Origin of the sequence: Candidatus Endomicrobiellum cubanum (assembly GCF_031278955.1) — a bacterium.
GTDB lineage: Bacteria > Elusimicrobiota > Endomicrobiia > Endomicrobiales > Endomicrobiaceae > Endomicrobiellum > Endomicrobiellum cubanum.
The window spans coordinates 1-21,579 of the sequence record NZ_JAITJM010000037.1; the positions used below are offsets into that span (position 1 = coordinate 1).

Consider the following 21,579-nt stretch of genomic DNA (forward strand, 5'->3'; position numbering starts at 1 on the left):
CGCCGAATATGCGAAAAGTAGCTGAAGCATTGGCAAGGAAGTATGATTGAATTTTTTCCCCGAAGGAAACACTGTTCTCAACTATCTAGGGCTTACACTAATCCTTAAGGCAGGTGTTAAAATCATATTGGCACAATGGCGAAAATCCAAATATATTTTTCTACCGCGATACCGACCAAAAAGAAATGATTTTATCATTGAAAAATATGACCTTATATCCTATAGAAGTTAAAAAAACGGCAAATCCAAATCAATCTGATAGTAAGAATTTTAATACATTATCCGTATTAAAAAAAACCATAGGAACAGGAGCGATAGTTTGTTTATATGAACGAGCTATATCAATACCAAATCAAAACGTAGTAATAACTCCTGTTTGGGAGATTTAAAACCGTCGTTTTGCATCAATTTTTTCTTTGTATTGGATCCATACCGTCGAGGATACTAGGTATCGTTGTTTGTTTATTAAAATCGGGGCGACTGGACTTGAACCAGCGACCTCTCCCACCCCAAGGGAGTGCGCTAGCCAACTGCGCCACGCCCCGACTAAAGAACAAAATTCAAATCTATTAAATATCTCTCAACAACTTTAAAATATGATTTAATTCATTTTTAATATCTTGCAAAAACTTAGAATCTGGCATATGGTCTTGAGAAATATTTTCATTATTTTTATTTTTTTTATTTCTTATAAAATATTTCTTAACACCCTCTATTGTATAGCGTTCATTATACAATAAATTTTTTATCTTAAAAACTGTTTCTATATCTTCTTTACAATAAATCCTTTTCCCATTACTGTTTCGTATAGGTCGCAAAATTTTAACTTCATCTTCCCAATACCTTAAAGTATGTTTAGGCACCAATGTTAAACGTGCAACTTCACTTATAGTAAATTTTTCTTTTTCTGGTACAAGCTTATTTTGAAACATTAAAACACCTCTTTTAATCTTGGAAAAAGTCTTTTGATTGTTTAAACCTAATCTTTTTCATGGGAGATATAAGAAGTTTTTGGCCTGTTTTTGGATTTCTACCATTTTTAGTTTTTGTTTCAAACATATTAAAACTTCCAAAACCAGTTATAATAACTTTTTCACCGTTTTTTATAGCAATTGACATTTCTTCAAATACTTTATTTACAACAATATCTGCTTCTTTTTTTGAACTTAATATTTTAGATAATGAGCAAGCTATATCATTTTTTGTCATAATAAATTCTCCGTCATTCTTGTTTTGGAACTCTCATCATCAAATCATTTACAGCAGTGAGAGGATTTTTACATTCAAATAAAACTTTATAAACTTCATTTATTATTGGAAGTTCCAAATTTAATTTCTTGCCTATTTCATAAGCACTAACTGCATTTTTTACACCTTCTGCCACCATATTATTAATGCTATTTTGAGCAGCACATAAGGTTTTCCCTGACCCAATAGCTTCCCCAACAGCACGGTTTCTTGAATGTTTAGAAAAACATGTTACAATTAAATCTCCAGCACCTGATAGACCAAAAAAAGTTTCTTCTTTGCCACCCAAAGCAACACCAACCTTTGCTGACTCTTTTAAACCTCTTGACACTATAGCTGCTTTAGTATTGTCTCCATAATTTAAGCCATCTATTATACCAGAAGCTATAGCAAAAACATTCTTTAACGCTGCTCCAACTTCAACACCTATAATATCAGTTTGAGTATAGACCCTAAAAAAGTTGTTCATAAATAAAGCTCTACATTTTTCAGATACTTCAAAATTTGTAGATGCAGATGTAACAGCTGTAGGTATTTTTCTACAAACTTCTTCAGCATGACTTGGACCAGAAAGTACTGCTATGTTATTGTAAACTCCACTAAAAACAGACTCTATAACTTCAGACATTCTAAGTAAAGTTTTATTCTCTATCCCTTTTGTAGCACTTACTATGAGTTTATCTTGTAAACAAACTCCATTACTTTTAAGTAAGTTACAAGTTGATCTCATATAGTCTGAAGGAATAACAAATAAAACAACATCACTACTATTAAATTTTTCAAAAGTATTTGTGACCTTTATGCCTTCAGGCAATAAGCTGCCTGCTTCAAAAGGTTTTAATTTCCTATCGTTTAAATCTTTTGCTCTTTTAGCATCAATCTCCCAAATAGTAACATCATGTCCATTATCAGATAAAAGCATTGCAAGTGTCGCTCCCCAAGATCCAGCACCTAAAACAGTAATTTTCATGTTATTTCCTCTTAAACAACACAGATTTATTTTCTTTTCCCTCTTTAAGTCTTTTTAAATTAGATTTATGTTTATAAATAATTAACATTGCTATTGCAAAAGAAAATATTATAGCCTCTAAAGAGTATCCACAAAAGTATGAACCAATAGGTAGACTTAAAGCTGCACATATTGAAGACAAAGATATGTAACTAAAACATAAAAACACCAATATAAAAATACTAAAAGCTATTACAGTAGGCATAGGCATAAGAGCTAAAAACACACCCAGCCCAGTAGCAACTCCCTTACCACCCTTAAAACTAAAAAAAATCGGAAACATGTGCCCTAACAGGACTGCAAAACATACCATTACGCTATATGAAAAAGAATCGCTAATATATATAGCAAAAAATACGACTATAAAACCTTTAAATGCATCTAAAATAAGCGTAAAAATAGCAGGCCATGTACCTGCAATCCTTAAAACATTAGTAGTACCAGGATTGTTGGATCCTACTTTACGTATATCTACATTAACTACCATCTTGGTAATAATATAAGCAAAATTTATTGAGCCACATAAATAAGCACAAATTATATAAATAATTGCTAATAACATTTTAATACTCCATTTTCTTTTCTATAATATTTTCTGAATTTTAAAACTATAGGGGTCCCCATAAGTCCAAACTTCGTTCTTAAACAGTTTTCCAAATATCTTTGATAAGAAAAGTGTACAAGCTTTACATCATTTACAGAAAACACAAAAACAGGAGGTTTTGTTGCAACTTGAGCATATTCTTTAAGTTTTAAAGTTTTCCCCTTGCTTACATACGGTTTTCTAGTGGTTGCATCTCGTATAGTATCGTTAAATTCTTGTTGCACTAATTCTTTTGAGTATTGTTCAAAAACAAGCTCTGCTTCATGAAACACTCTATCTAACCTTTGCCCTGTTTTTGCAGATACAAAAATAATGTTTGCCCAATTCATAAATTTTATTCTTTCTCTTAACTGATCCGTAAAACATTTGACAGCCTCTTCTTTGTCTGCTATAAGGTCCCATTTATTTACAGCAACAATAACAGGCTTGTTTTTTTCACACAGTAATCTTGCTATTTTAACTTCCGTATCTCCTATACCTTGATTAGCATCTGCAACCAAAACAGCAACATCGGCATCATCAATAGCATAGCTTGTACTTAACGATGACAGATATCCCATGTCGTCTTTCATCTTGCTGCCTCTATGAAGTCCTGCTGTATCTATAATAATATAGTCTTTATTATTAACTTTTACATGTGTAGATAAAGAATCTCTTGTAGTGCCAGGCGCATTGTGCACAATACTACGCTCTTCTTTACTTATAGCATTTACAAAAGAAGATTTTCCTACATTAGGTTTACCTACAAGAATTATTTTTAAAAAGTTTTCTACTTTCTTTGTTTTTCTATCATATTTGATATTATCCCAAATTCTATCTAGTAAATCACCAGAATTACGACCATGACTTGCTGACACAAAAACGACATCATCAAAACCTAAAGAATAAAATTCATAACCTTTTATTTCTTCAGCTTGAGTATCTATTTTATTTACAACCAAAATAGTTGTTTTATGGCTAAGCCTTACTTGTTGAGCAATTTGCTTATCTATTGGATGTATACCTGTTTTAGCATCAACAATAAATAAAATAATATCTGCTTTCTCTAAAGCAACATTAAGTTGAGAAGACATTTCATAGGAAAATACAGAATTATCTGTACTCCAACCAGCAGTATCTGTAATAATAAGTTTTTTGTCTTTCCAAGAAATTTCATAATCATTTCTATCCCTAGTAGTACCAGGCATAGAATGTATGATTGCCTTTTTTTTGCCAACAAGTCTATTAAAAAGTGCACTTTTACCTACATTAGGTCTACCAACTATAACAACTTTTGTTAACATTTTAAATAAATCCTTTACCTGCTTATTTAAACAATCTAAAAATATCTACTACACAATTTCATAGATGTTGCGACTAAGAAGATGAGTATTTTTATTCTTAGAAAAATAATATTATTTATATGAAATTTTATAATATTATTAACATATTGACAACAAAAAAAGCCAGTCTTATTGACTGACTTTTAAATCTAAATAAAAGCGGGCGATGGGACTTGAACCCACGACCTTCTCGTTGGCAACGAGACGTTCTACCACTGAACTACACCCGCAAAATAAACCTAAATAAAAATGCTGAGGGCGGGATTTGAACCCGCATCCGGTTAAGGACACGCCCCTCAAACGTGCGCGTATGCCAGTTCCGCCACCCCAGCATGTGCTATTTATTACCAACAGGCTTTACTGGAACGCTTACAGGAACATTGGAAAGCTGTTTAACTACAGACATCATACCTATATTGGTAGAAAGCTTTGTAAGCATTAAAGAAGTAAACAAAAATATACAAGCCATAACTATTGTCAACTTCTTTATAAACGCTACACCTGATGGCGCATTAAAAATCTGGTCAGAACCACCACTACCAAAAACACCTGCCATACCACCGCTTTTACCGGCCTGCAAAAGAACAACAGAAATTAATCCAGCACATACGCAATAATGTACAAATTTTAATGTAAAAAATAGTATATTTACTGTATTATTCATTATTTTTCAATTATACAACAATTTTTCCGACGTGTCAATATATACAGCAGCGCTATATTTTTGTTACGTTTCGCCTATTTTGGAAATGTAGACTATAGAGACTCTCTAAAGCCTTTAATATACATTTTTAGACTCTGCTGCATTAAAAAACTTGTATTTATCACTTAGGCAAGCCCTATGTTTTTACCTCGCTTTGAAAAAAATCACAGCATTTATACGCTTAGACATTTCATGTTTTTACTTTTTGTCCGGAAGAGCAGCAATACCTGGCAATTCTTTTCCCTCTAAAAATTCCAACGAGGCTCCTCCTCCTGTAGAAATGTGACTTATTCTTTTATCAACTCCTGCTTTCTTTACAGCAGAAATAGAGTCCCCACCACCAACAACAGATATAGCCCCATTATCAGTTGCCTGAGCAACTAAATCAGCAAGAGTAATTGTACCTTTAGAAAATTTATCTATCTCAAAAACCCCAAGAGGACCATTCCAAAGAATAGTTTTTGAAGACTTAATAGTTTCTGCAAATTTTTCCACTGATTTAGGACCGATATCTACTCCCATAAATCCATCAGGAATTGCCTCATCTATTGTCTCTTCAACTTGAGCATCTTGCGGAACTTGTTTATTTGTAAAATCAACTTTGTTTACAATTATGTGGTCTACTGGAAGCAAAAAGTCTACTTTTCTTTCTTTTGCTTTCTTAATAAATTCTGAAGCTAAATCTAATTTATCATTTTCAACAAGAGATGTTCCAGTACTTACACCTTGAGATCTTAAAAAAGTGTAGGCCATCGCGCCAGCAATTATAATAGCATCAATTTTATTTAAAAGATTCTCTATAACACCTATTTTATCAGAAACTTTTGCACCTCCAAGAATTGCCAAAAATGGCCTTTGTGGACTTTCTAAAGTTTCTCCTAAAAATTTAAGTTCTTTTTCCAAAAGCAAGCCTGCAGCAGCATCTTTAACGTATTTAACTACTGCAGATGTTGAAGCATGAGCCCTGTGTACTGTACCAAAAGCATCCTGAACAAAAACGTCACCCATTGAAGCAATTTGTTTTGCAAATTCTTCCATTGCAACTTTATCTTTGTCTCCAGCAACATCTTTCCCTTCTTCTTCAGGATGGAATCTTAGATTTTCAAGCAATAAAATTTCTCCTGGCTTTAAATTAGCCGCTGCTTTCTTAGATTCCTCACTTATACAATCTCCTCCAATAAATTTGATAGGTTTACCTAAAAGCTCGTTTAAACGCACTGCGACTGGTTTCAAACTCATTTCAGGAACAAATTTACCTTTTGGTCTTCCTAAATGAGATATAAGAATTATTGCGGCATTTTGTTCTAATAAATATTCAATTGTAGGAATGGTTGCAACTATTCTTTTATCATTTGTTATATTAAGACTTGCATCTAAGGGAACATTATAATCAACTCTAACTAAAACTTTTTTACCTTTTACATTAATATCTTTAAGCACTTTTTTCATAATCTATACTCCAAAGAACAAAACTGCACTTGCATGCATATAATGTGTGCAAGTGCAGTTTTGTTTATTATTTTTCTATTTGCTATTTCTATAATATTGTTAATAAACGTCATAGAACTCCTAATTATAAATATCCTTAACCGTTTACTTTTTTCATATACGCAATAAGATCTAAAGTTTTATTTGAATACCCCCACTCATTATCGTACCAAGAAACAACTTTAACAAATTTATCTGTTAAAGCAATTCCTGCTTTTGCATCAAAAATTGACGTACGAACATCACCTAAAAAGTCTGAAGAAACAACGTCATCTTCTGTATAACCCAAAATACCTTTTAGATTTCCCTCAGACTCAGACTTCATAACAGATTTGATCTCTTCATAAGAAGCTGGTTTTGCTAAGTTTACTGTTAAATCAACAACAGAAACATCTAGCGTAGGAACACGAAACGACATACCAGTCAACTTTCCATTTAATTCTGGAATTACCTTTCCCACTGCTTTTGCTGCGCCTGTAGAAGAAGGTATAATATTTCCTGAAGCTGCTCTACCACCTCTCCAGTCTTTAGCAGAAAGGCCATCTACCGTCTTTTGTGTAGCTGTTGTAGCGTGAACGGTAGTCATAAGTCCATCAAGTATTCCAAAGTGATCATGTAAAACCTTAGCAAGAGGAGCTAAACAATTTGTTGTACAAGATGCATTTGATACTATTTGAGTGCCTTTTTTGTATGAGTCAAGATTTACACCACAAACAAACATAGGAGTATCATCTTTGGAAGGAGCAGATAACACAACATACTTTGCGCCAGCATCCATATGAGCTTGAGCTTTCTCTTTGCTGAGAAAAAGTCCTGTCGATTCTACTACATATTCTGCGCCAACATCTGACCATTTTAAATCAGCTGGATTTTTTTCAGCTGTAACACGAATAGTATTCCCATTAACAACCAAGTTGCCATCTTTAACTTCAATTGTCCCTTTAAATTGACCATGCATAGTATCGTACTTTAACATATAGGCCATATAATCTACACTTATCAAATCATTAATAGCTACAACCTGAATATCTTTCCTATTTTGAGCAGCACGAAAAACTAAACGCCCAATACGACCAAAACCATTAATGCCTACTTTAGCTGTCATATTATTCCTCCTGGAGATTTATTCTCATTTAGAATATATTATAAAATTACAATATCTTAGTCAAACAAAAACTTATATTACCTGACTTGACCTTTTGGGTTACCCCATTCCTCCTTTTTTATGAGTGCTTTTCCCTTTTTTTCGTTAAAGCGGTCAAGTCAGGTAATATGGGGACATACAAAAAAAACAAGCTCTTTGAAATTCAATTCAAAGAGCTTGTATGAAAATTATATTTTTAATTAGTTTTAGTTGTTTGAGGATGATGTAAGTTGTAAAAATTGTTTATTCAACCCAAAAACAGCAGTAATCCAAAATAAAACTATTACAATAAACACACTTGCTACTACTCCTGCAAGCGATAGAAGAGATGACCCTGCAAATATTATATTTAGCAACACATACAAAATTAAAGATCCGCCAGATTTACCAGCACGACCACCAATAACATCAACAACAGCTTTCCCCTTAGATTTTAATTCATCGTCTAGAGGTATATAACTCATTTCTTTAGTCGGATCAAAAAGCGAATACTTTATACCTTTGGATAAGAAATTTTGAACTAAACCAACTCCAACTATAACTCCTAAAACTGTAAGCCCCAAACCTGCAAGAGGAGCTGAAAGAGAATCCTTAAATATAATAAAGCCGAAGAAAATGAGACCTGTTAAAATAATCATAATTGGAGTCATTAATGCACCTGTAAGCCAAGAACATCTACGTAATATATTTGTACCTATTAGCATGCATATAATTGTACAGATTCCTGTAAGAAGTTGAAGGTTTCCCATAAACGCACCATACGCAGCTTTTGTAGGATATAACAAGCTTGCTTGCCCTTTCCACACAACTTCTACCAAGTTTATGCTTATCCCATAGCAAATTACCAAAAGCGCAATATATCCCAAATATTTTGATTTTAAAATATACTTAAAGCTTTCAGTCAGTGACAATTTTTCTTTCTTTTTAGGTTTCTTTATTTCATTAGGATTGTAGTAGAGAGGGTCTTTTAAGATGTAGTTATTTAAACGATAATATAAAGCAACTACGCAAAGACCAGATATTACTATAACCATCATCAAATAAGGCAATGCGTTCCAACTAGTGCTACTAGAATGTGCTTCACTGCTGTTTAAACTTTTTAAAACAAGACCAGTTGCTATCAAGGCTCCATTTGCAATAAAACCAAACATTGCATAAAAACGTTTTGATTCTTTAATGGAAGTTACATCATTAGCAAAACGCCAAAACATTAATCCAATCATTGCGCTTCCCCACAACTCTGCCATTACATAAAATGAAGAAAACACCCAAGAACCGATAGGTTTTAACAATCCACCTATCAAAGGAATAGAAACATTCGAAACATCAAACTGTAGATATTGATGAAATGGATATAAAACTGTCATAAATAAAGCAAAATATGTTACAAAGAAAAGCGTTATGATATAAAAAACTGTATCTTTTTTAAAAATATTTACCAGCTTAGAATAAACTAGCATAAATAACATCGCAGAAGGTAATACAAACCACAATTTTATTGTAGGAATTACTTCTGCTCCAAGAGATGTAACTACCAAGGAATCTTTTATAGATCTTAACATACTATAATTAAACAAAATACAAAAAAACATAAACGCCATCGGTAAAAACTTTTTTGTTTCAAACTTATGTATTGGCCACAATACAGCTCGCCAACCTGTAAGTTGCTGTTCTACTGCATTCATTTTCCCTCCATAGTATTAAATACAGTACAATACTGTAACTTTCTTAGAATAATAAATTTATTAAATAATAAAGAATCTACTCCTACTTACTTATATAATCATTAAAATTATAACATTATTTTGAGAACAATAAAGGTTCTTCTTGTAAAAAATTTGCGAATTTTCAAGCTAACTAAAAAAATAATTTTTGAAATGTATAAATTGAATAATCTATACAAGCTAATTTAAGATATACTTGTATCTACAATTAAAGTCCTAAATAGATTAACATTTATTACTAGAATAGTTATTTTCTTCTTTTGTTATAAATATATCATGAGGATGGCTTTCAACAAGACCTGCAGAAGTTATTTTTACAAATTTTCCTTTTTCTTTAAGTTCCTGTACACTAGCAACCCCACAATATCCCATCGCAGCTCTTAAACCACCCATTAATTGATAAACAACATCACTAACAGAACCTCTGTAAGGCACACGGCCTTCTACACCTTCTGCTACTAATTTTTTCGTATTTTCCTGAAAATATCTGTCACTGCTACCAGCTGCCATAGCAGATGAAGACCCCATACCCCTGTAAGATTTAAATGCACGACCATTATAAATTATATCTTCACCAGGACTCTCTTTTGTTCCAGCAAGTAGAGACCCCATCATACACACATTTGCACCTGCTGCAATTGCCTTAGGTATATCTCCAGAGTATTTAATTCCACCATCTCCAATAACTGGAACACCATATTCTTTAGCTACTTTATAGCAATCATAAATTGCAGTAATTTGCGGTACACCTATACCTGTAACAACTCTTGTTGTACAGATCGCTCCAGGTCCTATACCAACTTTAATTGCATCAACACCTGCTTTAATTAATACTTCTGCGGCTTCAGGAGTTGCAATATTACCTGCTATTAATTGAACATTTGGAAAAGTACTCTTAACTTTTTCTATAGCATCTAGCACCCCCTGACTATGCCCATGAGCTGTATCTATAACTAAAACATCTACATTTGCATCAATTAGAGCTTTTGCTCTTATTAAAAAATCTTTAGTAATCCCTACAGCTGCACCAACAAGAAGCCTTCCCTTTTCATCTTTTGCTGAATTTGGATAACGTATAGCTTTTTCTATATCTTTAATTGTAATAAGACCTTTCAAAACATAATTTTCATCTACTAAGGGAAGTTTCTCTATTTTTTTACTTTGCAGTATCTCTTTTGCTTCTTGTATAGAAGTACCAACTTTTGCAGTTATAAGATTGTCTTTCGTCATTATATCTTCAATTTTTTTTGTTTCATCACTCTCAAAACGCATATCCCTATTTGTAATAATACCAATAAGCTTGCCAGTATCATTTACAATAGGAGCCCCTGAAATTCTGTACCTTGCAGCTAAAGTTTTTGCTTCACCTAAAGTATTGTCTTTTTTTAAAGAAAATGGATCATATATAACTCCATTGTCACTTCTCTTAACTGTATCTACCTCTAAAGACTGGGCTTCTATAGACATATTTTTGTGTATTATACCTATTCCTCCCTCTCTGGCAATAGCTATAGCCATTTTTGACTCTGTAACAGTATCCATGCCAGCGCTCATCAGAGGAATATTTAATTTAATTTTCTTAGTTAAATTTGTATCTAGCTTAACATCTTTGGGAAGCACTTGTGAATGTCTTGGGATCAACAAAACATCATCAAAAGTTAAAGCTTCTTTTGAAAATTTTGTATCCATTTTATCCCCATACTTAATAATATATTAATTTAATAAAAACTCCGACGGCTGGACTCGAACCAGCAACCGATCGGTTAACAGCCGATTGCTCCACCATTGAGCTACGTCGGAATCAAATTCTATTTAAATGATGTTTATTATTATACTTATTTCTAAAAAAATTTCAAGTGCAAGTGTATGTAGAACTTGTTATACTGGAACTATCATGATTACCTGTTCTTAAAATATTCAATGATATTGATAAGACAAAAAACACTCTAACTTTATAGATAATATGATATTTAATATTATTTATTAAATTTTTTTGATCGTTTGATTGTTTATAGTAGATAAAGTTTTGTACAATTATTATACAAAAAATAAACAACGGAGTCTTCATGAGAAGCAATCAGATAAAAAAAGGCGTTTTAAGAGCGCCAAATAGATCTTTATTATATTCTACTGGTATAAGTCCAAAAGATATAAGTAAGCCGTTTATAGGTATTGCTTCCTCATTCTCAGATTTAGTTCCAGGGCATGCATCAATGCGCGACTTGGAAAGATATATAGAAAGAGGGATAGCTGCAGGTGGTGGAGTTCCTTTCATTTTTGGAGCACCTGCAGTGTGCGATGGAATTGCTATGGGACACAGTGGAATGCATTATTCTTTAGGTTCAAGAGAAATAATTGCAGATTTAATTGAAACGATAGCAAATGCACATATGTTAGATGGACTTGTACTATTATCAAATTGCGATAAAATCACGCCTGGTATGCTCATGGCAGCTGCAAGATTAAATATTCCCTCTATCGTTGTAACTGCAGGTGCTATGTTAACAGGTATGTACGATAAAAAAAAACGATCTATGGTCAGAGATACTTTTGAAGCTGTTGGGCAATACCAAGCAGGACAAATTACAAAACAGCAGCTTTCAGAACTTGAAATGTCAGCTTGTCCAGGTGTTGGAGCATGCCAAGGAATGTATACAGCTAACACCATGTCATGTTTAACTGAAAGCATGGGGATGTCTTTAAAAGAGTGTGCAACAGCGCTTGCGGTTAGCGCAAAGAAAAAAAGAATAGCTTATGAGTCAGGCTTAAAAATTGTTGAACTTATAAGAAAAAATGTAAAACCTCGTGATATTTTAACTATAAACGCTTTTAAAAATGCTATTTGCGTAGATATGGCTTTAGGAGGCTCTACAAATACAGTTTTACATCTTCCAGCTATAGCAAACGAAGTTGGCATAAAGATTCCACTAGAGTTATTCGACACTATTTCTAAAAAAACTCCTCAGATAGCTTCTTTAGAACCCGCGGGGGACCATTATATGGAAGATTTGGATAATGCTGGTGGAATACCTGCAGTCTTATCTGCCATCCAAAAAAATTTAAGAAACTCTAAAACAGTTACTGGACCAACTATAATTGAAATAGCAAAATCTTCAAAAATTTTAGATGAAAACATTATAAGAGCAAAAAATCCATACAAAAAAGAAGGTAGCATTGCAATTTTAAAAGGTAATATAGCACCAAATGGCTGTGTTGTAAAGCAAGCAGCAGTAAATGAAAACATGAAAATATTTAAAGGCAGAGCTAGAGTGTTTAATTGCGAAGATGACGCTATGAAAGCAATCCTTGATAAAAAAATTATTCCGGGAGATGTTGTCGTTATAAGGTATGAAGGACCTGCAGGAGGACCTGGCATGAGAGAAATGTTAGGACCGACAAGTACATTACATGGAATGGGATTAAGTGATTCTGTAGCACTGCTTACTGATGGACGATTTTCAGGAGGAACCAGAGGACCTTGCATAGGGCATATCTCACCTGAAGCAGCATTGGGAGGACAAATAGCAGCAATAAACGAAGGTGATATTATAAATATAAACATACCTGAAAGAACTTTAAATGTTGAATTAAGTGATGAAAAAATAAAAGCAAGACTTGCCAAAGTAATAAAGCCTGAACCTAAAATTAAGTCTGGATATTTGGCACGCTATGCAAAGCTTGTACACTCTGCAGATACGGGTGCTATATTAAAATAGCATGTGTGCTACTAAAGTTTTCAATAGAGGTCTTTTGCTGTTGTGGGGTAAAAATGGAGAAAAAAACCGGGTCTCAAATTTTAATTGAATGTTTATTAAAAGAAAATGTTGAGGTGGTATTTGGTATACCTGGAGGACAAGCACTCCCAATATTTGATGCAATATATAAATCAAATTTTAACTTTATACTAACTAGACATGAGCAAGCAGCTTCACATATGGCAGACGGTTATGCACGTTCTACAGGAAAGCCCGGAGTATGTATAGTAACATCAGGACCTGGAGCTACAAATATAGTTACTGGACTTGCAACAGCTTATATGGACTCTGTGCCAATAATTGCAATTACAGGTCAAGTTTCTACAAGAGTAATAGGACAAGATTCTTTTCAAGAAGCTGATACAATAGGTATAACACGTCCTGTAACAAAACATAATTTTTTAGTTAAAAATGTAAAAGATTTAGCAAAAACTATAAAAGAAGCTTTTTATATAGCAACAACTGGAAAACCTGGCCCAGTTTTAGTTGATATTCCAATAAACATTCAAAAAGATACATGTAGTTTTGTTTACCCAGAAAAAGTACATCTATGCTCATATAAACCTACTTGCAATGGACATCCAGGTCAAATAAAAAAAGCTGCAGAAATTATAAATAGTAGCACGAAACCTGTACTTTATATTGGCGCTGGAGTAGTAATTTCAAAAGCTGAAAAAGAAATCTTAGAATTATCAAAAAAATCTGATATACCTGTTACAAACACTCTACTTGCTGTTGGTGCTTACTCAAACAATACGAATTTAAATTTAGGGATGCTTGGCATGCACGGCACTTTCTGCGCAAATAAAGCAGTGCAAACCGCAGATGTTATTATAGCAGTTGGAGCAAGATTTGATGACAGATGTACAGGTAAAGTGTGTGATTTTGCAAAAAGTGCAAAAATAATACATATAGATATAGATCCTACGGCAATATCCAAAATTGTCAATGTGGATATTCCAGTTGTGGGAGACGCTAAAATTGTCTTAAAAGAAATGTTAAGCCTAATAAAAACAAAAAAAAGAAAGAATTGGATAAAAACAATTGAATTATGGCAACAAGAACACCCTTTAACTTATGAAAAAAATGATAATAAACTACATCCACAATATGTAATAGAAAAAATTTCAGAACTTACAAAGGGCGAAGCTATTATAACTACAGAAGTTGGACAACATCAAATGTGGGCTGCACAATATTATAAACCTAAAAAATCTAGGCTATTTTTAAGTTCTGGAGGGCTTGGCACTATGGGTTTTGGATACCCGGCCGCTATAGGAGCAAAATTTGGCAATATCAACAAAGAAGTTATAGTTATAGCTGGAGACGGCTCTTTTCAAATGAATATGCAAGAAATGGCTGTAGCAGTTTTAAACAACATAAGTGTTAAAGTCGTTATATTAAACAATCAATATTTGGGAAATGTAAGACAATGGCAAGAGATGTTTTATAATAAAAGATACTCTCACTGTTGTCTTGCAAAACGTAAAAATTGCCCCGAGTGGTGCAATAAACCGAGCAGAAGTTTGTGTCCAGTTTATGTGCCAGATTTTGTGAAATGGGCTAATAGTTATGGAGTTTTAGGGATGCGTGTAACACGTAAAAAAGATGTCAAACCAGCTTTAATAAAAATGTTAAAAGAAAAGAGCTCAGTGGTTTTAGATATGTGGATTGAAATAGAGGAAAATATTTTCCCAATGGTACCAAATGGAGCATCTCTTGATGAAATTATCACAAGAATGAATGGATAATTAATTTTGTATCGTTTCAAATTATACATCAAGTATTTTGTATAATTTAGTAAATGGGGGTAGAATGCGACACATAGTTTCAGTTCTAGTTGAAAATAAATTTGGCGTTCTTGCAAGAATTGCAACTCTTTTTGCAGCACGTGGGTTTAACATAAATTCTCTATCAGTAAATGAAACAAATGATCCTACAATATCTCAAATGACCATTGTAGTTAAAGGAGATGCTTCAATATTGGAACAAGTTACAAAACAATTAAACAAACTAGTTGACGTTATAAAAGTTATAAATTTTAAAGATAAAGGTTATATAGAACGAGAATTAGTTCTTATAAAAATAAATACTCCTAGATCTTTACGAGAAGAAATTATTAAGCTTGTTGGTCTTTTTAATGCCAGAATTATAGACATGTCTTTAGACTATATAACAATAGAAATAACAGCTGAAGAAGATAAAATAAACACTTTTATAAAAATGATGTTACCTTATGGTATAAAGGATATATGCTCTACTGGCATTATAGCTTTAAACAAAGAACACGCTAATAAGACAAAATAATTATAGAATTCTAAAGGAGACACAAAATGGCAGAAGTAAAAATGTATTATGAAAAAGATGCAGATTTAAATCTTTTGAAAAATAAAACTATAGCGATTTTAGGATACGGTAGCCAAGGGCATGCACATGCTTTAAATTTAAAAGATTCTGGATTAAATGTTATAGTAGCCCAAAGGCCTGGTGGAGCCAATTATAAAAAAGCTATTGAAGATGGATGGAATCCTCTTAGTGTTAAAGAGGCAGTAAAACAAGCAGACTGGGTACAAATTTTACTTCCGGACGAAGTACAAAAAAAGGTTTGGGAAGAAGATATAAAGCCTAACATAAAAAAAGGTACTATACTAAGTTTTTCTCATGGTTTTAATATACGATTTAAACAAATCATCCCTCAAGAACATTTAGATGTAATCATGATTGCTCCTAAAGGACCTGGGCGCTTAGTAAGAAGACAATATGAAGAACAAAGAGGTGTTCCTTGCCTAATAGCAGTAGATCAAAATGTTAGTGGTAAAGCAAAAGAATTAGCTCTTGCTTATGCTAAAGGTATCGGAGGAAGTAGAGGAGGTGTTTTAGAAACTACATTTAAAGAAGAAGCTGAGACTGATCTTTTTGGAGAGCAAGCAGTTTTATGCGGAGGGCTTGTAGAGCTCATAAATTCTGGTTTTGAAACACTTGTCGCTGCTGGTTATCAACCAGAAATCGCATACTTTGAATGCTGTCATGAAGTTAAGCTAATTGTAGACTTAATTTTTGAAGGTGGTTTTAGTAAGATGAATAACTCGATTTCTGATACCGCAGAATATGGTGAATATGTGACAGGAAAGCGTATAATAACAGATCAAACAAGAATAGAAATGAAAAAAATTTTAGATGATATTCAATCAGGAAAATTTGCTGATAATTGGCTTAAAGAAAATCAAAATGGTAGACCTTTTTTTAATAAAGAAAGAAAAGAAATCAGTCAAAGAACTATTGAAACAATAGGTGATAGATTACGTTCAAAAATGGCTTGGTCAAAAAAACAATTTTAATAATACTCTAACATCAGCCCATTTTTCTAGAAAGTTTAAAAATAAATGTATAAAAACAAAACAGGAGTAAGATTTGTCAAAAAAAATTATTAAAATACTTATTACTATAGTAATTATTGGAACTTCAATTTATTTCTCTTTTAACATGATAATGAATTCTCTAATTCATAGTAAAAAAGAACTAGAAGTACCTCTCCTTATTGGAAAAAGTCTGTATGATTCTTTAGATGAGCTTTCAAAAATAGGGTTTGGTTTAATAAAAGATGGTGAAGAGGCAAATCAAAATGTACCTTCTGGAATAATTTTAAGACAAAATCCTCAAGCTGGTATACTAGTAAGAGAAGGGAAAATAATTAAAGTAACAATAAGTCAAGGCGGAGAAATTGTTTACGTGCCAAATCTTGTTGGACAGACTATACGTTCTGCCGATATTACTTTGAAACGCTCAACCCTTGTTATGGGAGAAGTCGAAAGAAAATTTTCAGCAGTAATGGAAAAAGATTATGTTATCTCTCAAGATATAAAGGCAGGTCAAAAAGTAGATAAAGATTCTGTAGTAAATATAATTGTTTCTGAAGGCCTCCCTCCAGAAGGAACAATACTTATGCCAAATTTTGTAAATCTAAATATAGAAGAAGCCAAAATTTGGGCATCTGCAAATGATGTTAATTTGGATATAAAAACAGAAAATAATGAAGGTATTGAAAATAATACTATTATAAATCAATATCCTCAACCAGACACAAATATAAGTGACGCTAGATATGTCACTTTGACAATATCTACAAATGAAATTAACTTGCAATGATAAATATGAATTAATTTGGTGAGTAAACATATGAAAAAAATTCTTGTAGCACCTTCTATTCTTTCTGCAAATTTTGCAAATTTAGAAAAAGACATCCAAATGGTAGAAAATGCTGGAGCCGATTGGTTACATATAGATGTAATGGATGGACACTTTGTCCCTAATATTACAATAGGACCTGACATTGTTAAATCTATTAGAAAAATCACAAACCTCTTTTTTGATGTACATCTTATGATTAGTGAACCTCAAAAATATTACCAAGATTTTAAAAAATCAGGAGCAAATTTAATAACTTTTCACAATGAAGTTGACATCAACAAAAAGAAGTTAATACAAGACATAAAAACTTATAATATTAAAGCTGGTATATCAATAAAGCCAAAAACAAACATATCAGAAATAGAAGATTTGTTACCTTATTTAGATTTAGTTCTAGTTATGACAGTTGAACCAGGCTTTGGCGGACAGTCTTTTATGGATGACATGATTGGTAAAATAAAAGATTTAAAAAGTATTATTAATAAATATAAATATAATTGTCTTGTGGAAGTTGATGGAGGAATAAATAATCAAACAGCTATAGTTTGTGTTAATGCAGGAGCAGATGTTTTAGTTAGTGGAAGTTATATATTCTCTTCAACAAATTTGAAAAAATCTATAGAATCTCTGACTCTATGAGAAAACTATTTCTTTTATCACTTTTGTTTTTTATTATATTTGGTTCCAACAAAACAATATTTGCCCAACAAAAAGATACACTTCCAAATGAAAGTGTAAACGTAATTATGGATGACCAGATAATCAGTGGTATTAATGTATATAAAATATCTGACCAAACAAAATATTTTTCTATAAAAGAAGTAGCTAAAATATATAAGGCAACCTTAGAATGGAAGCCTGTAAGTTCTCAGATTACAATGATCCTGAATAATAGAAAAATAGATATTAAAACAAATAGTACAATTGTAATATTTGGACGGAAGAAAAAAAGAATGTCCCTGCCATCTAGGCTTATAAAAGGTAATATCTATATACCTCCTGAAATTCTTACTTCCAATGAATTCGCCCAAATTGCAGAAACTACAACACAATGGAACCCTTCTTCTTTGGTACTTACTATAACACATAAATCAAATATATCAGCAGTGAGATTTTTCTCTAAAGAAGAAAGCTCTGAAATTACTGTACACTTAGATGAACCTTTACCTTATACGGTAACAAAAACATCACAAAGCATAACTTTAACTATTTTAAAAGGTAAAATACAAAGAGATTCAATGGAAATAAATAATGGAATAATTAAAGATATTCAATATTATCCTTATGGAAAATCTGCAATTGTGAAGCTAAATCTACAGCAAGTAGTAAAATCTTTTAAAGTAGAAAAGTTAGTTAGACCTAATAGAATATTAATAGGCCTAATTCATTCTAAACCAATAAAAATATTTGATGAAGATGTTTTTAAAGAAATACAATATCAGGAGTTGGATGAAGATGAGCCACCACAACAAAACGATATAGCTTCTACTGCCATTTACGAACAGGCACAAATTATATCTATAAATGAAAATAGTACAGACAACAAGGACTTAGACGCAATTGCCGTATCAAAATTTACGCAAGATACTATTGCAGACGATAGTTTTAATATAGTTGACGACACTCAAACAATGCCAACGATCTATCCTAAAAAAACTGTTAAGCGTAAAAAGATTATAGTTTTAGATGCTGGGCATGGAGGTGAAGATCCTGGAGCAATAGGCGCAAACGGTACAAAAGAGAAAGACATAAATCTTGCAATCGTCCAAGAATTGAAATCTGTTTTTGACAATGACAAGGATTATGAACTAGTTCTCACAAGAAAAGATGATACTTTTATCCCTCTTGCAGAAAGAACAAATATCGCAAATGAACACAATGCAGATTTGTTTATATCCATACATTGTAACGCAAATTTGAATAAAAACGCAAACGGATTTGAAATTTACTTTTTGTCTGAAAAAGCAACAGATTCTGAAGCTGCGGCTACCGCAGTTTTAGAAAATTCAGTTTTGGAACTAGAAGACAAACAAAACAAAAAACGTGCACTATTACAAGAAATGCTATGGTCTATGACAGCTAATGAATACATGAATGCTTCATCAGAGCTTAGCGCATTTATAGTAGATAAAATGCCGGTAAGACTTAAAATACCAAATAGAGGCATAAAACAAGCAAGCTTTTATGTTTTAAGAGGTGCTCAAATGCCAGCAGTGCTTGTAGAAAGCGCTTTTTTAAGCAACTACTCAGAAGAAGCAAAGTTAAATACAAAAAGGTTTCGCACTGCAGTAGCAGATTCAATATACGAAGGAATTGTTAAATATTATGCAAAAAAAGCAAAAGAAGAAAATAACAAATAATAATCCTATAGGTATTTTTGACTCTGGTTTTGGTGGACTTACAGTAATGTCAGAAATACATAAGGTTTTACCTTATGAGAATCTAATATATTTTGGAGATACTGCGCACGTACCCTATGGTTCTAAATCACAAAATGTAGTCGCAAAATTTTCAAAAGAAATAGCATCCTTTTTAATTAGACAAAAAGTTAAATTAATTGTTATAGCATGCAATACTGCAACAGCATTTACTCTGCCTATTTTGCAAAAAAAATTTAAAATTCCAATAGTAGGAGTTATAAAACCCGGGGCAAAAATTGCAATACTTACATCCAAAAATAAAAAAATTGGTGTCATAGGTACTGAAGGTACAATAAACAGCAATTCTTATATTAAAGAGATAAAAAAACTCGCACAAATAAAAGTGTACCAACAAGCTTGCCCTTTATTTGTCCCAATTGTAGAGGAAGGATTGATTAACTGTGATTTTACAAATGCTATTGTACAAAAATATATACGTCCTCTCTTGAATAAAAAAATTGATACCCTTGTTTTAGGTTGCACTCATTATCCTCTTTTAAAAAAAATAATAAAAAGAAATATTAAAAAAAATATTACCATTATAGATTCTGCACAAGCAATATCGCAGGAAGTCAAAAATATTTTAATACAAAAAAACTTATTGGCAAATAACAACGAGTCTAACCTTAAATTTTATGTTAGTGATAATCCTATAAAATTTAAAAAAATAGGATGCCGTTTTTTAGGCAAAAAAATAATAAATATTAAAAAAATTGATTTGGAGTAAAAAATGAATTATAAGCTGTCAGTTACAAAAAATTTTTCTGCTGCTCATTGTCTTAGAGAATATAAGGGCAAATGTGAAAATTTGCACGGCCATAATTGGAAAATAATAGCAACTTTTTGCGGAACCAAATTAGACAATACTGGAATGTTGATAGATTTTACAGATATAAAAAAATATCTAGATAAAATTATTTTATATTTAGATCATAAATTTCTAAACGAAATAGAACCTTTTAATAAAATTAATCCAACTGCAGAAAACTTAGCATCATTTATTTTAGAACAGCTAAAGTCTATAGAAACAGAAAATGCTAAAGCATGCCAAGTACAAATATGGGAGAGCGAGTCCTCTTGCGCAACAGTAAATATATAAAACCATACAAGGATTTCTCTGAAAATCCTAATGCGTATAATTACCGTGTGTGTTTTGACAATTCAAGACAAGATGGCCTACTAAGATTATATGACTTTTAGTCAGTCCCTTAGGCGAGACCAGTTTTAGATCATCTTTATTTACATTAATCTAGTTCCTTAAGTACTCTCAGCTGTGGTTAAAATGTATACAAAAACATCAACAACTCTTGGATCAAACTGAGTTCCAGAACCTCTGATAAGTTCTTCTACTGCTGCCTCTTTACCTAAAGATTTCCTATATGGTCTGTCAGACGTCATAGCATCATAAGCGTTTATAAGAGAAGTTATTCTTGAGCCAAGAGGAATTTCTTCACCTTTTAAACCCTCTGGATAACCTTGACCATTATACCATTCTTGGTGGTATAAAATTAAAGGAGCAATTTCAGATAAAAAATGTATGTGAACTATTATATTGTAACCTATATTATATTGTAACCTATAATAGGATGCACTTTCATAACATCTTTTTCCTGCTCTGTCAAACAATAGTCTTTTTTTAAAATAGACTCAGATATACCCACTTTCCCTATATCGTGCATCAATGAAGCATACTCTATTCGTCTTACAATATCTTTTTCTAACTCCATCTTTTTGGCTATTAATTTCGCATATTGTCTTGCTCTTGTAGCATGACTAAAAGTATAAGAATCTTTCACATCTATTATTCTATCTAAAGTTTGTACAATTTCAATGTATGAGTTATAAATAGTACCTGCCTTGCCCATTTTAAGGAAAAAAAGGAAGAATTTATTCATAAAAAGGAGGAATGGGGTAACCCAAAGAGTTAGTTTTATATAAAAACATCTAATTTTTGTTTTTTCTAAAAAAGAAGAA

22 protein-coding genes and 4 tRNA genes are annotated in these 21,579 nt (G+C 32.2%); 10 read left to right on the top strand and 16 right to left on the bottom strand.

Going from position 1 to position 21,579, the window contains the following annotated elements; genetic code table 11:
• Positions 1 to 185: 185 nt before the first annotated feature.
• Complete coding sequence (locus tag LBD57_RS03310; protein WP_373469918.1) at positions 186 to 389, top strand: hypothetical protein; 204 nt, start codon at positions 186 to 188, stop codon at positions 387 to 389.
• Positions 390 to 471: 82 nt separating this feature from the next.
• On the opposite strand, the gene LBD57_RS03315 is transcribed toward LBD57_RS03310, so the two are convergent.
• The 14 genes from LBD57_RS03315 to LBD57_RS03380 form a co-directional block, all read right to left on the bottom strand.
• Positions 472 to 545, bottom strand: a tRNA-Pro gene (locus LBD57_RS03315).
• 24 nt (positions 546 to 569) lie between these two features.
• Complete coding sequence (locus LBD57_RS03320; RefSeq protein ID WP_373469919.1) at positions 570 to 932, bottom strand: MerR family transcriptional regulator; 363 nt, start codon at positions 930 to 932, stop codon at positions 570 to 572.
• 13 nt (positions 933 to 945) lie between these two features.
• Positions 946 to 1,209 (bottom strand): HU family DNA-binding protein, encoded by a 264-nt coding sequence (locus tag LBD57_RS03325; RefSeq protein ID WP_373469920.1) that lies wholly within the window; start codon positions 1,207 to 1,209, stop codon positions 946 to 948.
• Positions 1,210 to 1,222: 13 nt separating this feature from the next.
• Positions 1,223 to 2,218, bottom strand: coding sequence for an NAD(P)H-dependent glycerol-3-phosphate dehydrogenase (locus LBD57_RS03330; protein ID WP_373469921.1), 996 nt, complete (start codon positions 2,216 to 2,218; stop codon positions 1,223 to 1,225).
• Between the two features lies 1 nt (position 2,219).
• On the bottom strand, positions 2,220 to 2,819 hold the full coding sequence (gene plsY / locus LBD57_RS03335) for a glycerol-3-phosphate 1-O-acyltransferase PlsY (protein ID WP_373469922.1): 600 nt from the start codon (positions 2,817 to 2,819) through the stop codon (positions 2,220 to 2,222).
• Complete coding sequence (gene der / locus LBD57_RS03340) at positions 2,810 to 4,144, bottom strand: ribosome biogenesis GTPase Der (protein ID WP_373469923.1); 1,335 nt, start codon at positions 4,142 to 4,144, stop codon at positions 2,810 to 2,812. Before der ends, plsY begins: the two co-directional genes overlap by 10 nt.
• A gap of 197 nt (positions 4,145 to 4,341) precedes the next feature.
• Positions 4,342 to 4,413, bottom strand: a tRNA-Gly gene (locus LBD57_RS03345).
• Positions 4,414 to 4,433: 20 nt separating this feature from the next.
• Positions 4,434 to 4,515: transfer RNA gene (locus LBD57_RS03350), tRNA-Leu, on the bottom strand.
• A 5-nt stretch (positions 4,516 to 4,520) separates the two neighbouring features.
• Entirely contained in the window at positions 4,521 to 4,847 is a 327-nt protein-coding gene (gene secG / locus LBD57_RS03355; RefSeq protein ID WP_373469924.1) for a preprotein translocase subunit SecG, read from the bottom strand.
• Between the two features lie 237 nt (positions 4,848 to 5,084).
• On the bottom strand, positions 5,085 to 6,335 hold the full coding sequence (gene pgk / locus LBD57_RS03360) for a phosphoglycerate kinase (RefSeq protein ID WP_373469925.1): 1,251 nt from the start codon (positions 6,333 to 6,335) through the stop codon (positions 5,085 to 5,087).
• Positions 6,336 to 6,471: 136 nt separating this feature from the next.
• Positions 6,472 to 7,479 (bottom strand): type I glyceraldehyde-3-phosphate dehydrogenase, encoded by a 1,008-nt coding sequence (gene gap, locus LBD57_RS03365; RefSeq protein ID WP_373469926.1) that lies wholly within the window; start codon positions 7,477 to 7,479, stop codon positions 6,472 to 6,474.
• 245 nt (positions 7,480 to 7,724) lie between these two features.
• Complete coding sequence (locus LBD57_RS03370; protein ID WP_373469927.1) at positions 7,725 to 9,203, bottom strand: Npt1/Npt2 family nucleotide transporter; 1,479 nt, start codon at positions 9,201 to 9,203, stop codon at positions 7,725 to 7,727.
• A gap of 264 nt (positions 9,204 to 9,467) precedes the next feature.
• A complete protein-coding gene (guaB, locus tag LBD57_RS03375; protein WP_373469928.1) occupies positions 9,468 to 10,931 on the bottom strand; it encodes an IMP dehydrogenase in 1,464 nt (487 codons plus the stop codon).
• A gap of 39 nt (positions 10,932 to 10,970) precedes the next feature.
• A tRNA-Asn gene (locus LBD57_RS03380) sits at positions 10,971 to 11,042 on the bottom strand.
• 266 nt (positions 11,043 to 11,308) lie between these two features.
• Here LBD57_RS03380 and ilvD point away from each other — a divergent pair.
• The 9 genes from ilvD to queD all read left to right on the top strand — a co-directional run bounded on the left by ilvD (position 11,309) and on the right by queD (position 20,704).
• Entirely contained in the window at positions 11,309 to 12,958 is a 1,650-nt protein-coding gene (gene ilvD / locus LBD57_RS03385; protein ID WP_373469929.1) for a dihydroxy-acid dehydratase, read from the top strand.
• Between the two features lie 53 nt (positions 12,959 to 13,011).
• Positions 13,012 to 14,748: a biosynthetic-type acetolactate synthase large subunit gene (gene ilvB / locus LBD57_RS03390; RefSeq protein WP_373469930.1), complete on the top strand. Its 1,737-nt coding sequence runs from the start codon at positions 13,012 to 13,014 to the stop codon at positions 14,746 to 14,748.
• A 64-nt stretch (positions 14,749 to 14,812) separates the two neighbouring features.
• Positions 14,813 to 15,304, top strand: a complete 492-nt coding sequence (ilvN, locus tag LBD57_RS03395) for an acetolactate synthase small subunit (protein WP_373469931.1) — start codon at positions 14,813 to 14,815, stop codon at positions 15,302 to 15,304.
• A 26-nt stretch (positions 15,305 to 15,330) separates the two neighbouring features.
• Positions 15,331 to 16,335 carry a ketol-acid reductoisomerase gene (gene ilvC / locus LBD57_RS03400; protein WP_373469932.1) on the top strand — a complete coding sequence of 335 codons (1,005 nt, stop codon included), beginning with the start codon at positions 15,331 to 15,333 and terminating at the stop codon, positions 16,333 to 16,335.
• A 73-nt stretch (positions 16,336 to 16,408) separates the two neighbouring features.
• Positions 16,409 to 17,143, top strand: coding sequence for a PASTA domain-containing protein (locus LBD57_RS03405; protein ID WP_373469933.1), 735 nt, complete (start codon positions 16,409 to 16,411; stop codon positions 17,141 to 17,143).
• A 30-nt stretch (positions 17,144 to 17,173) separates the two neighbouring features.
• Positions 17,174 to 17,824 (top strand): ribulose-phosphate 3-epimerase, encoded by a 651-nt coding sequence (rpe, locus tag LBD57_RS03410; protein ID WP_373469934.1) that lies wholly within the window; start codon positions 17,174 to 17,176, stop codon positions 17,822 to 17,824.
• Positions 17,821 to 19,545 (top strand): N-acetylmuramoyl-L-alanine amidase, encoded by a 1,725-nt coding sequence (locus tag LBD57_RS03415; RefSeq protein WP_373469935.1) that lies wholly within the window; start codon positions 17,821 to 17,823, stop codon positions 19,543 to 19,545. The genes rpe and LBD57_RS03415 overlap by 4 nt, the downstream gene beginning before the upstream one ends.
• Positions 19,511 to 20,332, top strand: a complete 822-nt coding sequence (gene murI, locus LBD57_RS03420) for a glutamate racemase (protein ID WP_373469936.1) — start codon at positions 19,511 to 19,513, stop codon at positions 20,330 to 20,332. Before LBD57_RS03415 ends, murI begins: the two co-directional genes overlap by 35 nt.
• A gap of 3 nt (positions 20,333 to 20,335) precedes the next feature.
• The gene (queD, locus tag LBD57_RS03425) at positions 20,336 to 20,704 is read left to right on the top strand and encodes a 6-carboxytetrahydropterin synthase QueD (RefSeq protein ID WP_373469937.1); all 369 of its coding nucleotides are present in this window, start codon (positions 20,336 to 20,338) and stop codon (positions 20,702 to 20,704) included.
• Between the two features lie 158 nt (positions 20,705 to 20,862).
• Here the strand turns inward: queD and LBD57_RS03430 are convergent, their stop codons facing one another.
• Both LBD57_RS03430 and LBD57_RS03435 read right to left on the bottom strand, forming a co-directional pair.
• Positions 20,863 to 21,231, bottom strand: coding sequence for an HD-GYP domain-containing protein (locus LBD57_RS03430; protein ID WP_373469938.1), 369 nt, complete (start codon positions 21,229 to 21,231; stop codon positions 20,863 to 20,865).
• Complete coding sequence (locus tag LBD57_RS03435) at positions 21,165 to 21,470, bottom strand: HD-GYP domain-containing protein (RefSeq protein WP_373469939.1); 306 nt, start codon at positions 21,468 to 21,470, stop codon at positions 21,165 to 21,167. The genes LBD57_RS03430 and LBD57_RS03435 overlap by 67 nt, the downstream gene beginning before the upstream one ends.
• Positions 21,471 to 21,579: the final 109 nt, after the last annotated feature.

Bases quoted from the DNA above. Each gene is read 5' to 3' on its own strand.
- LBD57_RS03370 (WP_373469927.1), bottom strand. From the start codon at position 9,203: ATGAATGCAGTAGAACAGCAACTTACAGGTTGGCGAGCTGTATTGTGG.
- pgk (WP_373469925.1), bottom strand. From the start codon at position 6,335: ATGAAAAAAGTGCTTAAAGATATTAATGTAAAAGGTAAAAAAGTTTTA.
- murI (WP_373469936.1), top strand. From the start codon at position 19,511: ATGCAAAAAAAGCAAAAGAAGAAAATAACAAATAATAATCCTATAGGT.
- ilvC (WP_373469932.1), top strand. From the start codon at position 15,331: ATGGCAGAAGTAAAAATGTATTATGAAAAAGATGCAGATTTAAATCTT.
- guaB (WP_373469928.1), bottom strand. From the start codon at position 10,931: ATGGATACAAAATTTTCAAAAGAAGCTTTAACTTTTGATGATGTTTTG.
- der (WP_373469923.1), bottom strand. From the start codon at position 4,144: ATGTTAACAAAAGTTGTTATAGTTGGTAGACCTAATGTAGGTAAAAGT.
- ilvB (WP_373469930.1), top strand. From the start codon at position 13,012: ATGGAGAAAAAAACCGGGTCTCAAATTTTAATTGAATGTTTATTAAAA.
- LBD57_RS03310 (WP_373469918.1), top strand. From the start codon at position 186: ATGATTTTATCATTGAAAAATATGACCTTATATCCTATAGAAGTTAAA.
- ilvD (WP_373469929.1), top strand. From the start codon at position 11,309: ATGAGAAGCAATCAGATAAAAAAAGGCGTTTTAAGAGCGCCAAATAGA.
- queD (WP_373469937.1), top strand. From the start codon at position 20,336: ATGAATTATAAGCTGTCAGTTACAAAAAATTTTTCTGCTGCTCATTGT.
- LBD57_RS03435 (WP_373469939.1), bottom strand. From the start codon at position 21,470: ATGGGCAAGGCAGGTACTATTTATAACTCATACATTGAAATTGTACAA.
- gap (WP_373469926.1), bottom strand. From the start codon at position 7,479: ATGACAGCTAAAGTAGGCATTAATGGTTTTGGTCGTATTGGGCGTTTA.
- LBD57_RS03320 (WP_373469919.1), bottom strand. From the start codon at position 932: ATGTTTCAAAATAAGCTTGTACCAGAAAAAGAAAAATTTACTATAAGT.
- LBD57_RS03325 (WP_373469920.1), bottom strand. From the start codon at position 1,209: ATGACAAAAAATGATATAGCTTGCTCATTATCTAAAATATTAAGTTCA.
- secG (WP_373469924.1), bottom strand. From the start codon at position 4,847: ATGAATAATACAGTAAATATACTATTTTTTACATTAAAATTTGTACAT.
- LBD57_RS03330 (WP_373469921.1), bottom strand. From the start codon at position 2,218: ATGAAAATTACTGTTTTAGGTGCTGGATCTTGGGGAGCGACACTTGCA.
- ilvN (WP_373469931.1), top strand. From the start codon at position 14,813: ATGCGACACATAGTTTCAGTTCTAGTTGAAAATAAATTTGGCGTTCTT.
- plsY (WP_373469922.1), bottom strand. From the start codon at position 2,819: ATGTTATTAGCAATTATTTATATAATTTGTGCTTATTTATGTGGCTCA.
- rpe (WP_373469934.1), top strand. From the start codon at position 17,174: ATGAAAAAAATTCTTGTAGCACCTTCTATTCTTTCTGCAAATTTTGCA.
- LBD57_RS03415 (WP_373469935.1), top strand. From the start codon at position 17,821: ATGAGAAAACTATTTCTTTTATCACTTTTGTTTTTTATTATATTTGGT.